Source organism: Variovorax sp. GW821-FHT09D07 (assembly GCF_059416345.1).
In genome coordinates this window covers 611,367-624,519 of sequence record NZ_JBWKOY010000002.1, presented here as the reverse complement: position 1 = coordinate 624,519, position 13,153 = coordinate 611,367, and the positions used below count along the sequence as shown (strand labels likewise).

Sequence of the window (13,153 nt, the reverse complement as noted above, 5' to 3'; positions counted from 1 at the left end):
GGTTGCGGCGCCGCGTGCCTTACAGCTTCTGCTGTTGCATGAAGCGGTCGAAGGTGCCTTCGGTGTAGCGGAACCAGGCGTTCTGGTCGGCCAGGAACTTGGACCAGTCGCTGTAGATCTTCTTCCACTCGGGGTTGCTGTTGTTCAGGTCCGAGTAGATCTGCTGGGCCGACTTGAAGGCAGCGTTCATCACGTCCTGCGAGAACGGGCGCAGCTTGGTGCCCGAGCCCACGAGCTGCTTGAGCGCGATCGGGTTCTTGGCGTCGTACTTGGCCGTCATCGTGATGTTGGCGTGCGCGGCGGCCGCTTCGACCACGGCCTTGAAATCGGCCGACAGGCTTTCCCATGCCTTGGTGTTGATGTAGAAGTCGAGCTCGGGGCCGCCTTCCCACCAGCCGGGGTAGTAGTAGAACGGGGCGATCTTGTTGAAGCCCAGCTTCTGGTCGTCGTACGGGCCGACCCACTCCAGGCCGTCGAGCGTGCCCTTTTCGAGCGCGGGGTACAGGTCAGCGCCGGGGATCGATTGCGGGATCACGCCGAAGGGCTCGAGCACCTTGCCGGCGAACGGGTTGGTGCGGAACTTCAGGCCCTTCAGGTCGGCGACCGACTTGATTTCCTTGCGGAACCAGCCGCCCATCTGCGCGCCCGTGTTGCCGCCCGGCAGGTTGATGATGTTGTACTTGGCGTAGAAGGCGCGCATCAGCTTCAGGCCGTTGCCTTCGTACATCCAGGCGTTCTGCTGGCGGGTGTTCATGCCGAAAGGCACGGCGCAACCCAGGCAGAAGGTCGGGTCCTTGCCGTAGAAGTAGTAAGGCGCCGTGTGCGCCATTTCGACCGCGCCGCTCTGGATGCCGTCGACCACGCCGAAGGCGGGCATCAGCTCGCCGCCCGCGTGCACGGAGATCTGGAACTTGCCGCCCGTCATGTCGCTCACGCTCTTCGAGAACACCTCGGCGGTGCCGAAGATGGTGTCCAGCGACTTGGGAAAGCTCGATGCGAGACGCCAGCGAACGGTGGCTTGCGCGTGAACCGCGGGCGCGATGCCGGCAGCCAGAACGCCCGCGATGCCGGCGTTTTTGATGAGGGAACGACGATCCATTGAATTCACTCCGAGTGCTTTGGAAAAAACAAAACGCGGCTTGTGACCGCGTCAGGGACTTTTGTGAGTCCTTTTGATTGTAAAAACGCGCTTACAGGTGGCCGGCGGGGGTTTACCCTGCGACCTCTTGTCAAACGAAGCGTTTCTTGATCGCGGCGGCGATGCCGTCGGCATCGAGGCCGATCGATGCGAGCAGCTTGGCCGGATCGCCGTGCTCGATGAAGCGGTCGGGCAGGCCCAGTTGCAGCACCGGCTTCTGCACGCCCGCGGCCTGCAGGGCCTCGACCACCGCACTGCCCGCGCCGCCCATGATGGCGCCCTCTTCGAGCGTGACGAGCGCGTCGTGCGTGCCCGCGACCTGCAGCAGCAACTCGACGTCGAGCGGCTTGGCCCAGCGCATGTTGACCACGGTGGCATCGAGCGACTCGGCCGCGGTGAGCGCCGGGTACAGCAGAGTGCCGAAGGCAAGGATGGCGATGCGCTGGCCTTCGCGGCGGACCTCACCCTTGCCGAAGGGCAGCGCGTCGAGCGTGAGGTGCGGCGTGGTGCCAGCGCCCGCGCCGCGCGGGTAGCGCACGGCCACCGGGTGGTTCTGTTCGTAAGCGCTCGTCAGCAGCTGGCGGCACTCACGCTCGTCGGCCGGGCAGGCGATGCTCATGTTGGGAATGCAGCGCAGGAACGGGATGTCGTACGCGCCCGCGTGCGTCGCGCCGTCGGCGCCCACGAGGCCCGCGCGGTCGAGCGCGAACACCACGGGCAGGTTCTGGATCGCCACGTCGTGGATCAGCTGGTCGTAGGCGCGCTGCAGGAAGGTCGAGTAGATCGCCACCACGGGCTTCAGGCCCTCGCAAGCCAGGCCGGCCGCGAAGGTGACGGCGTGCTGCTCGGCAATGCCGACGTCGTAGTAGCGGTCGGGAAAGCGCTTTTCGAACTCCACGAGCCCCGAGCCTTCGCGCATCGCGGGCGTGATGCCCACGAGGCGGCCGTCGTGCGCGGCCGTGTCGCACAGCCACTGACCGAACACCTGCGTGAAGGTCTGCTTGGCGGCCGTGGTCGACTTGACCAGGCCCACCTGCGGATCGAACTTGCCCGGGCCGTGGTAGGCCACCGGGTCGGCTTCGGCCAGCTTGTAGCCCTGCCCTTTTTTCGTGACCACGTGCAGGAACTGCGGGCCGTCCAGATGCTTGAGGTTCTCGAGCGTGGGCACCAGCGAGTCGATGTCGTGGCCGTCGATGGGGCCGACGTAGTTGAAGCCGAACTGCTCGAACAGCGTGGCCGGCACGACCATGCCCTTGGCATGCTGCTCCAGGCGCTTGGCCAGCTCGAACAGCGGCGGTGCGTTGCGCAGCACGCTCTTGCCGACGCTCTTGGCGGCGGCGTAGAAATTGCCGCTCATGAGCTGCGCGAGGTAGCGGTTGAGCGCGCCCACCGGCGGGCTGATCGACATGTCGTTGTCGTTCAGGATGACCAGCAGCTTGCAGTCGCACACGCCCGCGTTGTTGAGCGCCTCGAAGGCCATGCCGGCCGTGAGCGCGCCGTCGCCGATGATGGCCACGGCATGGCGCTTCTCGCCCTTCTGCTTGGCCGCCATGGCCATGCCGAGCGCGGCCGAGATGCTGGTCGACGAGTGGGCGGTGCCGAAGGTGTCGTACTCGCTCTCGGTGCGTTGCGGAAAGCCCGAGATGCCGCCGAGCTGGCGCAGCGTGGGCATGCGCTCGCGCCGGCCCGTGAGGATCTTGTGCGGGTAGGTCTGGTGACCCACGTCCCACACCAGCCGGTCGTGCGGCGTGTTGAACACATGGTGCAGCGCCACCGTCAGCTCGACCGTGCCGAGGTTGGAGCTCAGATGGCCGCCGGTGCGCGAGACGTTGTCGAGCACGCAGGCGCGCACCTCGTCGGACAGCTGCTTGAGCTGGGCCCGGTCGTACTGGCGGATCGGCGAAGGGTCGTGGAGAGTGGGAAGCAGCGGAGCCATGGAGGTGGGTTCTTTTTTCTTCTCAGCGGTCGCGGTCGACCACCATGTGGGCCAGGGCGCGCAATGCGGCGGTGTCGGCCAGGCCGCTCTTGTTCAGTGCGGCGATGGCATCGGCAAGAAGCTGGCTCGCCTGCGCGCGCGCGCCGTCCAGGCCGAGCAGCGACACGTAGGTGGGCTTGTCGGCCGCGGCGTCCTTGCCGGCGGTCTTGCCCAGGGTTTGCGAGTCGGCGGTGACGTCGAGGATGTCGTCGACCACCTGGAACGCCAGGCCGATGGCGGCGCCGTAGTCGCGCAGCGCCGCCAGCGCGGCCGGCGACACGGAGCCACAGGCGGCGCCCATCTCGACGCTGCCCTGCAGCAGCGCGCCGGTCTTCAGGCGGTGCATTTCGCGCAGCTGGGTTTCGTTCAGTGCGATGCCGACGCTGGCCAAGTCGATGGCCTGGCCGCCGGCCATGCCCTGGCTGCCGGCCGCACGCGCCAGCAGACGGCACAGCAGGGCCTGCATGGCCGCGGGCACCTCGTCGCCCTCGGGCGCGAGCAGCTCGAAGGCCAGCGCCTGCAGCGCGTCGCCCGCGAGCAGCGCGTCGGCTTCGCCGAACTTCACGTGCACGGTGGGCTTGCCGCGGCGCAGCACGTCGTTGTCCATGCAGGGCAGGTCGTCGTGCACCAGCGAATAGGCGTGGATGAGTTCGGTGGCGCAGGCGGCACGCAGCGCGGCGTGGGCGTTGCCGCCGACCGCTTCATTGGCCGCGAGCACCAGCAGCGGCCGCAGCCGCTTGCCGCCGTCGAGCACGGCATAGCGCATGGCGTCACCCAGCAGCACCGGCGCATCGACGCCGACCCAGCGCGACAGCGCCGCTTCGACCGTGGCCAGGTGGGGCTCAGCCCAGCCGGCCAGCGTCTTCGCGTCCCAGGGGGTGGCGGTGGTGGAGGCAGCGGAGGTCATCGGGACGGCGCTCATTCGGCCGTCCAGGGCTTGAGGCTGCCGGCGTCGAGCACCTTGATCTGGTCCTCGACCGCCTGCAGCTTGTCGCGGCAGAAGCCGAGCAGTGCGGCGCCGCGCTGGTAGCTGCCCAGCAGCTGGTCCAGCGGCAACTGGCCCGATTCGAGTTCTGCAACCAGTTGTTCCAGTTCCTGGAGCCCGGCTTCGTAGCTGGCGGGCAGCGGCCCGGTGTCGGGCGTCGCCGCCGGGCTGGTCGTGGAAGGAGAAGGCACCTTGGGCATGCAACGAATCGTGGATGAAACGGAACATTTTAGGGCGGGGGCGCAACGAACCGCCGGGCAGCCCGCGCACGCGCGCGCGACCCTTTGCAACACCCTGTATGACGCCCGGCCATGCGAGGCAAAAACCCGGCGGGCGCAAAAATGCCCCCCGGGTACAATCCCCGCTTCCCCCGCCGGTCGCACCGGCACACCTCTTCGGGCCGTCACCCTTGCAGACGGCGCCTTCCGTTTTTTCTTTTTTTCTCCCTGTGGGGAGCTTGGTCAGGTCCTCCATGTCTGATTTAAGTCTTCAACTGCAGCAGGCCGCGAGCCAACTTCCAGTTACCGCGTATTTCGACGAGGCCTTGTACGCCCGCGAAATGCAGAACCTTTTCGCGCGAGGGCCCCGCTACGTCGGGCACCGACTGGCCGTGCCCGAGCCGGGTGACTTCCACACCCTGCCGCAGGAACACCAGGGCCGCGCGCTGGTCCACACGCCCAAGGGCGTGGAGCTCATCTCGAACGTCTGCCGCCACCGTCAGGCCCTGATCCTGCAGGGCCGGGGCCAGCTCGACGCCCAGACCGGCGGCAACATCGTCTGCCCGCTGCACCGCTGGACCTACGCCGCGAAAGACGCGCGCACCACCGGCACGCTGATCGGCGCCCCGCATTTCGACCAGGACCCGTGCCTCAACCTGCACAACTACCCGCTCACCGAATGGAACGGTCTTCTGTTCGAGAAGAACGCCGACGGCAGCGGCCGTGACGTGGCGGCCGACATGGCGGGCCTGGGCCCGCAGGCCGACCTCGACTTCTCGGGCTACGCGCTCGACCGCGTCGAACTGCACGAGTGCAACTACAACTGGAAGACCTTCATCGAGGTCTACCTCGAGGACTACCACGTCGGCCCGTTCCACCCCGGCCTGGGCAGCTTCGTCACCTGCGACGACCTGCGCTGGGAGTTCAAGCCCGAGTTCTCGGTGCAGACGGTGGGCGTGGCCAACCGCCTGGGCCGCGCGGGCAGCCCGGTCTATCAGAAGTGGCAGGAACAGCTGCTCAAGTACCGCGACGGCAAGCCACCGAAGTACGGCGCGATCTGGCTCACCTACTACCCGCACGTGATGATCGAGTGGTACCCGCACGTGCTCACCGTGTCGACCCTGCACCCGGTGAGCCCGACCAGGACGCTCAACATGGTCGAGTTCTTCTACCCCGAGGAAATCGTCGCCTTCGAGCGCGAGTTCGTCGAGGCCCAGCAGGCCGCCTACATGGAAACCTGCGTGGAAGACGACGAGATCGCCGAGCGCATGGACGCCGGCCGCCGCGCGCTCATGCTGCGCGGCGACAACGAGACCGGCCCCTACCAGAGCCCCATGGAAGACGGCATGCAGCAGTTCCACGAGTGGTACCGCAACGCGATGCAGCAACCACGCGCCTGAACGCCACCCCGCCCCGCACCCGCCGGGGCTTTCTTTTTTCTGATCTGGATTCAATCGATGCAAGCACTGTGGATGGTGCTCGGGGCCTTTCTGTTCGCCACCATGAGCGTGGTCGTGAAGGTGGCCTCCGAATGGTTCAACAGCGGTGAGATGGTCCTGGGGCGCGGCCTCATCGGCATCGTGTTTCTCTGGCTGCTGGCGCGCAACCGCGGCACCTCGCTGGCCACCAAATACCCCGGCATGCACGCCTGGCGCAGCACCATCGGCGTGGTGTCGCTGGGCGCGTGGTTCTACGCCATCGCCCACATGCCGCTGGCCACCGCCGTCACGCTCAACTACATGAGCAGCGTGTGGGTCGCGGCCTTCCTGGTCGGCGGCGCGCTGCTGGCCTGGGTGCCGGTGCCCGGGCGCGACGGCCGCATCGAGCGCCCGCCGCTGCAGGGCCCGCTGGTGATGACCGTGCTCGCGGGCTTTGCCGGCGTGGTGCTCATGCTCAAGCCCACGGTGGGCGGCGGCGACGGTTTCGCGGGCATGCTGGGCCTGCTGTCGGGCGTCACGGCCGCCTTTGCCTACATGCAGGTGGTGGCGCTGTCGCGCATCGGCGAGCCCGAGCTGCGCACGGTCTTCTACTTCGCGGTCGGCTCGGCCGTGGCCGGCGCCTTCGCCACGGCCGCGACCGGGTTTTCGGGCGGCAGTTCGTGGACGTGGCAGCATGCGCTGTGGCTGTTGCCGATCGGCCTCTTGGCCGCCCTCGGACAGCTGTGCATGACCCGCGCCTACGCCACCGCCAAGACCCAGGCCGGCACACTGGTGGTGGCGAACCTGCAATATTCGGGCATCGTGTTCGCGGCCTTCTACAGCGTGGTGCTGTTCGACGACCGCATCGACGCCGCCGGCTGGGCCGGCATGGCGCTGATCATCGCCAGCGGCATCGCGGCCACCGTGCTGCGCCAGCGGGCCGTGCCGAAGGCGCCGGCCGAGGAACACTGAACGCAGCAGCCACGGCACCCATCGCCGAACCATTCTTCGAAGGAGCTTCCGCCATGTACACCACCCTCATCTCCGTCGAACAACTCAGGCAGCTGCGCGAGGGCGACTCGCCCCTCATGGTGTTCGACTGCAGCTTCGACCTCATGAAGCCCGAGGCCGGCGCGCAGCTGTATGCCGCCGCGCACATCCCGGGCGCGCAGTACGCCAACCTCGACACCGACCTCAGCGCCAAGCATGGCCTGCCCGGCGCGCGCGGCGACGTGGTGGTGGCGCAGGACGACGGCGTGCCCGCCTCGGGCGGGCGCCATCCGCTGCCCAGCCGCGAGAAGTTCGCGGCCTGGCTCTCGTCGGTGGGTTTCTCCAACACGATGCAGGCCGTGGTGTACGACCGCAACGGCGCCAACTACTGCGGGCGCCTGTGGTGGATGCTCAAGTGGATGGGCCACGACGCCGTGGCCGTGCTCGACGGCGGCCTGCAGGCCTGGCAGGCCGCGGGCGGCGAAGTGACCGACCGCGAAGAGCCCGCGCGCTTCCAGTCGAATTTCGTACAGGGCGAGCCGATCGCCAGGCTCGTGACCACCGACACCGTGGTGCGCCGGCTCGGCCAGCCTGACCAGAACCTGATCGACGCGCGTGCCGGTGCACGTTACCGCGGCGAGGTGGAACCTCTGGACCCGATCGCGGGTCACATCCCCGGGGCCCTGAACCGGCCCTTCGCCGACAACATCGGTCCCGACGGCAAGTTCAAGCCCGCCGCGCAACTGCGCGCCGAGTTCGAAGCACTGCTCGCGGGGCGCGATGCGGCGACCGTCGTCCACCAGTGCGGCAGCGGCGTGAGCGCCGTGCCCAACCTGCTCGCGATGCAGATCGCGGGGTTCGGGACGACCGCGCTCTATGCCGGCAGCTGGAGCGAATGGAGCAACACGCCGGGGCTGCCGACCCGGCAAGGCGCAGAACCATGATGCACACCCTGCACACCCGACTTCGACGCACGTCCTCCGGCTTCGCACTGACCGCCGCCGCGCTGTTCGCGGCCGTCGCCCTTCCCGCACAGGCCCAGCAACAGCACGCGCATGTGCACGGCCAGCTCAAGCTCGACGTGGCCATTGACGGGCCCACCATCGTGATCGCCATGGAATCGCCGCTGGACAACATCGTCGGCTTCGAGCGCGCGCCCAAGACCGACGCCGAGAAGAAGACCGTCGAAGCCGCCATCGCCCAGCTGCGCGCGGCCGACAAGCTCTTCACCATCGATCCCGCCGCCAACTGCAAGCTCGGCCCCGTCGACCTGCGCTCCGGCGCGTTCGGCCTGGGCAACCCCGACCCCGCCGAATCGAGTGGGCACGCGGACCTCGACGCCTCTTTCTCCTTCAACTGCACCCAGGCCGCCGCCGCGAAGTTCATCGACCTGAACCTGTTCGCGGCCTTCAAAGGCGCACGCCAGATCGACGTGCAGATCGCCACCGCGCAAGGCCAGTTCAAGCGCCAGCTGAAGCGCCCGAGCGGTGCGCAGGCGGCGCAGCCTTCCCGCCTGACGCTGGGCAAGTGACAGCGTGAGCACCCTCCCGCAGGCCGAGACCACGCACTTGCGCGTCGTGCTCGCCGCCGAAGCCCTGCGCTTCACCTGGCCCGGCGTGAAGACACCCTGCATCGACATCGAGGCCCTGCGCATTACGGCGGGTGAATCCGTGTTCCTGCACGGCCCGAGCGGCTGCGGCAAGAGCACGCTGCTGTCGCTGCTGGCCGGCGTGCTGGTGGCCGACGAAGGCCGCGTCACGCTGCTGGGCCACGACTGGGCCAAGCTCTCGGGCACGCAGCGCGACCGCGCCCGCGTGGCGCACGTGGGCTACATCTTCCAGCAGTTCAACCTGTTGCCTTACCTGAGCGTGCTCGACAACGTGTTGCTGCCCTGCCGCTTCTCGGCACGGCGCGAGGCGCAGGCCGCACGCAACGGCAGCTCGCGCGATGAAGCCGAGCACCTGCTCGACCAGATGGGCCTGGACCGTGCGCTGTGGAAGCGCCAGGCGCTGCAGCTCTCGGTCGGCCAGCAGCAGCGCGTGGCCGCGGCGCGCGCGCTCATCGGCCAGCCCGAGGTCGTCATCGCCGACGAGCCCACCTCCGCGCTCGACGAAGACCGGCGCGAAGCCTTTCTCGACGTGCTGCTCACGGCCTGCGCCGTGAACCACAGCGCGCTCGTGTTCGTGAGCCACGACCAGCGCATCGCACCACGCTTCGCGCGGCATGTGCTGCTGCCGGAGATCAACCGTGCGGCGTCGAGCGCGATGGCGGTGGACGCATGAGAGCCTTGTTTTCCATCGCATGGCGCAGCGCCTGGAACCGCCGCTTCACGCTCGCGCTCACCGTGTTCTCGATCGCGCTGTCGACCTTCCTTTTGCTGGGCGTCGAGCGCATCCGCACCGAGCTGCGCGAGAACTTCGCGTCGTCGGTCTCGGGCACCGACCTCATCGTGGGCGCGCGCACCGGCTCCACGCAGCTCCTGCTGTACTCGGTGTTCCGCATCGGCGCGGCCACCAACAACATCTCGTGGAAGAGCGTGCAGGCCTTGCAGGCGCATCCCGGCGTCGACTGGGTGGTGCCGCTGTCGCTGGGCGATTCGCACCGCGGCTTCTCGGTGCTGGCGACCACGCCCGAGTACTTCTCGCACTTCCGCTACGGCGACCGGCAGACGTTGAAGCTGCGCGAAGGCAAGCCCTTCGACGCGCTGTTCGACGCCGTGGTCGGCGCCGAGGTGGCCGACAAGCTGGGCTACCACGTGGGCCAGAAGATCACGCTGGCGCACGGCAGCGGCGAACTCAACGTGGCCGAGCATGCCGACAAGCCCTTCACCGTGGTGGGCGTGCTCGCGCGCAGCGGCACGCCGGTCGACCGCACGGTGCACATCGGCCTGGCGGCCATGGAAGCCATCCACCTCGAATGGGTGGGCGGCGCGCCGATGCCGGGCGTGAAGATTCCGGCCGAGCAGGTGCGCAAGTTCGACCTCACGCCCAAGAACGTGACGGCCGCACTCGTGGGCCTGAAGAACCGCGCCGCCGTGTTCGGCGTGCAGCGCTGGATCTCCACCTACACCGGCGAGCCGCTGATGGCCATCCTGCCCGGCGTGGCACTCGACGAGCTGTGGAGCGTGATCGGCATCGGCGAGAACGCGTTGCTGCTGATGTCGGCACTGGTCGCGCTCGTGAGCCTGGCGGGGCTGGTGTCGGTGGTGATGGCGGGCCTGAACGAACGCCGCCGCGAGCTCGCCGTGCTGCGCGCCGTGGGCGCGGGCCTGCGCCACGTGCTGGCGCTGCTGGCGCTCGAAGGCGCGCTGGTCACCGTGCTGGGCGTGCTGCTGGGCGTGACGATGGCGGTGCTCGGCATCGCCCTGCTCTCGCCATGGCTGCAGGCGCAGTTCGGGCTGACGCTGAGCCTGTCCGAACCTACACTGAACGAATGGCTGCTGACGGCGAGCCTGCTGGTCGCCGGCTGGCTCGCGAGCCTGCTGCCCGGCATCCGGGCCTACCGCCTGTCGCTGGCCGACGGCCTTTCTCCGAGAATCTGACCATGACGAAGACCTCCACACCCCGCGTGCTCACCGCCCTGTCGATGCTGCTGGCTGGCGCCGGCCTCGCAGCCGCTGCCTGGGCCGCCGAGCCCGCACCTAAGGACACGACCGCGACCAACCCGCTGGGCGGCAAGCCGGCCGCCACCACGCCGCAGGCCGCGTCGGGCCAGCCGCGCCAGATCAGCTGGGAAGAACTGGTGCCCAAGGACTGGGACCCGGCCAAGGCCTTCAAGGGCATCGACCTGAGCACGCTCGACGACGGCGACCCGCGCGCCAACGAACTGCTGATGAAGATGCAGGAGGTGTCGAACAACGCGCCCACCAACCCCGCGCTCAACGGCGTGGAAGTGAAGATCCCCGGCTTCATCGTGCCGCTCGAAGAGGCCAAGGGCGAGGTCACCGAGTTCCTGCTCGTGCCCTACTTCGGCGCCTGCATCCACACGCCGCCGCCGCCGGCCAACCAGATCCTGCACGTCATTCCGCAAAAGGGCGCCAAGTTCCGCGCCATGGACACCGTGTGGGTCACCGGCAAGCTGCAGACGCTGCGCAACGACTCGATGATGGGCGTGAGCGGCTACCACGTGAAGGCCAGCAGCGTCACCAAGTATTCGGGCGGCGCCAAGTAGCACGTTCCCCGGGTCTCGTGGTCCTGCGCCGACAGGACGGGCGGCGCACCGCCGACACAGACCGTTGCATCCGGGGCGCAGGCTGTGTCATCGCCTGCTCTGGCCCGCCGTTGAAGGAGTTCCGGGCACCCTGCCGGCGTCTTCAGGACATGCCAGATGACACCCTCTCCCCATCGCCCCCTCCTTCAGCGGCGCCTCATGGCTTCGCTGTGCGTCGCAGCGTTGTTCGTTGCAGGCTGCGACAAGCCCGCACCGCCGCCTCCCGCCGCTGAAGCACCGGCCACCCAGGCCCCCGCGCCCGTCGCCGCGCCGGTGCCGGCCGCCTACACGCCGCCCTCGGCCGAGCAGCTCTACCAGTTGGTCGCGCCCATCGCGCTGTACCCCGACAAGCTCGTCGCGCAGATCCTGGCCGGCGCCACCTACCCCGATCAGATCACCGCGGCCCACGGCTGGTTGCAGCAGAACCCCACGCTCAAGGCCGGCCCGCTCGCCGACGCCGCCAACCAGCAGCCGTGGGACCCGAGCGTGAAGTCGCTCACCGCGTTCCGGCCCGTGATGGACCAGATGGCCGGCAACATCGCGTGGACCACCTCGCTGGGCAAGGCCTACTACAACGACCCGGCCGACGTGATGAACGCGATCCAGGTGATGCGCCAGCGCGCCTCGAAGGCCGGTCGCCTCAAGAACAACGACAAGCTGCGCGTGGCGCGCGCCGCAACGCCGCCCAACTACACGCCCGCGCCCGACATGCAGCCGATGTACGCGGGCCCCCTGGTGATCGAACCACCCGAGGAGCTCATCACCATCGAGCCCGTGCAGCCCGACGTGGTGTACGTGCCGCGCTACGACCCGCAGGTGGTGTACGACATGCCCGTGGCCGTCTACCCCGGCTATGCCTATGCACCGCCGCCGGTGGTGGTCGAGCCCGGCTACAGCCGTGGCCAGGTGGCCGCGGTGGGCGCGCTGGCCTTCGGCAGCGGCGTGATCGTCGGCTCGGCACTGGAGCGCCACGGCTGGGGCTGGAACGCCTGGAACATGAACTGGGGCGCACCGCGCTGGCGCGACCGCGCGGCGCCGCCGCCACCCGCCTACCGGCCCGCGGTGGTCTACAACAACAGCACGTATGTGTCGCGCTCGACCACGGTGGTCAACAACGTGCGCAACGTCTACAACAACAACTACGCAGGCGATCGCAGCGGCGCGCCGGCATGGCAGGCGGCGCAGCAGCAAGAGCAGCTGCAGCAACAGGCGCGTGCCCAGCAACAGCAGCAGCAACAACAAGCGCTGATGCAGCAGCAGGCAGCCCAGAACCAGGTGCGCGAGCAACAGCAGGCGCAACAGGAACAGGCTCGGCGCCAGCAACAGGTGCAGCAGGAACAGGCCTTGCGCCAGCGCCAGGACCAGCAGGAGCAAGCCCGTCGACAGCAGATGCAGCAGCAACAAGCGGCACAGAACCAGCAACGTCAACAACAGGCGCAGCAGGAGCAGGCACGGCGTCAACAGCAGATGCAACAGGACCAGGCTCTGCGCCAACGCCAGGATCAGCAGGAACAAGCCCGTCGCCAGCAGATGCAGCAGCAACAACAGCAGCAGGCCCAGCAAGAGCAGGCGCGTCGCCAGCAGCAAGCGCAGCAACAGGAACAGGCATTGCGCCAACAACGCCAGGACCAGCAGGAGCAGGGCCGCCGCCAACAGATGCAGCAGCAACAGGCGCAACAGGAACAGCTACGTCGCCAGCAGGAACAGCAGCAGGCCCAGGCCGCCCAGCAACAGCAACGGCAGGCGCAGCAGGAACAGGCCCGGCGCGCGCAGCAGATGCAGCAGCAGGCTCAACAGGAACAGGCCCAGCGAGCGCAGCAGATGCAGCAACAGGTTCAACAGGAGCAGGCCCGTCGCCAGCAGCAGCTGCAACAGCAACAACAGGCACAGGCGCAAGCCGCGCAACAGCAACGCCAGGCCCAGATGGAACAGGCGCGCCAGATGCAGATGCAACAGCAGCAGGCCGCCCAGGCCCAGCAACGCCAGCAACAGGAGCAGATGCAGCGCCAGCAGATGCAGCAACAACAGCAGGCCGCGCAGAACCAGGCCCGCCAGCAGCAGCAGCACCAGCAGGAACAGATGCAACGCCAGCAGGCGCAACAGCAGCAAGCCCAGGCTCAGGCCGCCGCGGCGGCTGCCGCCGCCCATCGCCGCCGCCCGGGCGATCCCAACGCACCGCAGTGAACCCGCGGCCCCTGCCGCGGGCGCACTGCGCGCTAC

At 68.4% G+C, this 13,153-nt stretch carries 12 protein-coding genes; 8 read left to right on the top strand and 4 right to left on the bottom strand.

Annotated features, from left to right (window positions below; genetic code table 11):
- Positions 1-19: 19 nt before the first annotated feature.
- The 4 genes from AC07OX_RS09215 to xseB form a co-directional block, all read right to left on the bottom strand.
- Positions 20-1,099, bottom strand: coding sequence for a TRAP transporter substrate-binding protein (locus tag AC07OX_RS09215; RefSeq protein ID WP_062468808.1), 1,080 nt, complete (start codon positions 1,097-1,099; stop codon positions 20-22).
- Between the two features lie 130 nt (positions 1,100-1,229).
- The gene (gene dxs / locus AC07OX_RS09210; RefSeq protein ID WP_159277877.1) at positions 1,230-3,074 is read right to left on the bottom strand and encodes a 1-deoxy-D-xylulose-5-phosphate synthase; all 1,845 of its coding nucleotides are present in this window, start codon (positions 3,072-3,074) and stop codon (positions 1,230-1,232) included.
- A 22-nt stretch (positions 3,075-3,096) separates the two neighbouring features.
- Positions 3,097-4,035, bottom strand: coding sequence for a polyprenyl synthetase family protein (locus AC07OX_RS09205; protein ID WP_495260551.1), 939 nt, complete (start codon positions 4,033-4,035; stop codon positions 3,097-3,099).
- Positions 4,032-4,298, bottom strand: a complete 267-nt coding sequence (gene xseB, locus AC07OX_RS09200; RefSeq protein WP_062468817.1) for an exodeoxyribonuclease VII small subunit — start codon at positions 4,296-4,298, stop codon at positions 4,032-4,034. Before xseB ends, AC07OX_RS09205 begins: the two co-directional genes overlap by 4 nt.
- A gap of 272 nt (positions 4,299-4,570) precedes the next feature.
- Here xseB and AC07OX_RS09195 point away from each other — a divergent pair, with 272 nt between their 5' ends.
- From AC07OX_RS09195 to AC07OX_RS09160, 8 genes are all read left to right on the top strand, one after another.
- Positions 4,571-5,716, top strand: coding sequence for an aromatic ring-hydroxylating oxygenase subunit alpha (locus tag AC07OX_RS09195; RefSeq protein ID WP_070061819.1), 1,146 nt, complete (start codon positions 4,571-4,573; stop codon positions 5,714-5,716).
- A 57-nt stretch (positions 5,717-5,773) separates the two neighbouring features.
- Positions 5,774-6,706 (top strand): DMT family transporter, encoded by a 933-nt coding sequence (locus AC07OX_RS09190; RefSeq protein WP_062468822.1) that lies wholly within the window; start codon positions 5,774-5,776, stop codon positions 6,704-6,706.
- 53 nt (positions 6,707-6,759) lie between these two features.
- On the top strand, positions 6,760-7,668 hold the full coding sequence (locus AC07OX_RS09185; RefSeq protein WP_062468825.1) for a sulfurtransferase: 909 nt from the start codon (positions 6,760-6,762) through the stop codon (positions 7,666-7,668).
- A complete protein-coding gene (locus tag AC07OX_RS09180; RefSeq protein ID WP_495260552.1) occupies positions 7,665-8,255 on the top strand; it encodes a DUF2796 domain-containing protein in 591 nt (196 codons plus the stop codon). Before AC07OX_RS09185 ends, AC07OX_RS09180 begins: the two co-directional genes overlap by 4 nt.
- A gap of 4 nt (positions 8,256-8,259) precedes the next feature.
- A complete protein-coding gene (locus AC07OX_RS09175; protein ID WP_095946849.1) occupies positions 8,260-9,006 on the top strand; it encodes an ABC transporter ATP-binding protein in 747 nt (248 codons plus the stop codon).
- Positions 9,003-10,265 (top strand): ABC transporter permease, encoded by a 1,263-nt coding sequence (locus AC07OX_RS09170; RefSeq protein WP_495260553.1) that lies wholly within the window; start codon positions 9,003-9,005, stop codon positions 10,263-10,265. Before AC07OX_RS09175 ends, AC07OX_RS09170 begins: the two co-directional genes overlap by 4 nt.
- Before the next feature lie 2 nt (positions 10,266-10,267).
- Positions 10,268-10,894 carry a DUF3299 domain-containing protein gene (locus AC07OX_RS09165; RefSeq protein WP_495260554.1) on the top strand — a complete coding sequence of 209 codons (627 nt, stop codon included), beginning with the start codon at positions 10,268-10,270 and terminating at the stop codon, positions 10,892-10,894.
- A gap of 198 nt (positions 10,895-11,092) precedes the next feature.
- Complete coding sequence (locus AC07OX_RS09160; RefSeq protein WP_495260555.1) at positions 11,093-13,117, top strand: DUF3300 domain-containing protein; 2,025 nt, start codon at positions 11,093-11,095, stop codon at positions 13,115-13,117.
- Positions 13,118-13,153 lie beyond the last annotated feature (36 nt).

What these genes read in the sequence shown, in the direction of transcription:
- AC07OX_RS09195 (WP_070061819.1), top strand. Translation starts at nt 4,571, where the DNA reads ATGTCTGATTTAAGTCTTCAACTGCAGCAGGCCGCGAGCCAACTTCCA.
- AC07OX_RS09185 (WP_062468825.1), top strand. Translation starts at nt 6,760, where the DNA reads ATGTACACCACCCTCATCTCCGTCGAACAACTCAGGCAGCTGCGCGAG.
- AC07OX_RS09190 (WP_062468822.1), top strand. Translation starts at nt 5,774, where the DNA reads ATGCAAGCACTGTGGATGGTGCTCGGGGCCTTTCTGTTCGCCACCATG.
- xseB (WP_062468817.1), bottom strand. Translation starts at nt 4,298, where the DNA reads ATGCCCAAGGTGCCTTCTCCTTCCACGACCAGCCCGGCGGCGACGCCC.
- AC07OX_RS09215 (WP_062468808.1), bottom strand. Translation starts at nt 1,099, where the DNA reads ATGGATCGTCGTTCCCTCATCAAAAACGCCGGCATCGCGGGCGTTCTG.
- AC07OX_RS09170 (WP_495260553.1), top strand. Translation starts at nt 9,003, where the DNA reads ATGAGAGCCTTGTTTTCCATCGCATGGCGCAGCGCCTGGAACCGCCGC.
- dxs (WP_159277877.1), bottom strand. Translation starts at nt 3,074, where the DNA reads ATGGCTCCGCTGCTTCCCACTCTCCACGACCCTTCGCCGATCCGCCAG.
- AC07OX_RS09160 (WP_495260555.1), top strand. Translation starts at nt 11,093, where the DNA reads ATGGCTTCGCTGTGCGTCGCAGCGTTGTTCGTTGCAGGCTGCGACAAG.
- AC07OX_RS09180 (WP_495260552.1), top strand. Translation starts at nt 7,665, where the DNA reads ATGATGCACACCCTGCACACCCGACTTCGACGCACGTCCTCCGGCTTC.
- AC07OX_RS09205 (WP_495260551.1), bottom strand. Translation starts at nt 4,035, where the DNA reads ATGAGCGCCGTCCCGATGACCTCCGCTGCCTCCACCACCGCCACCCCC.
- AC07OX_RS09165 (WP_495260554.1), top strand. Translation starts at nt 10,268, where the DNA reads ATGACGAAGACCTCCACACCCCGCGTGCTCACCGCCCTGTCGATGCTG.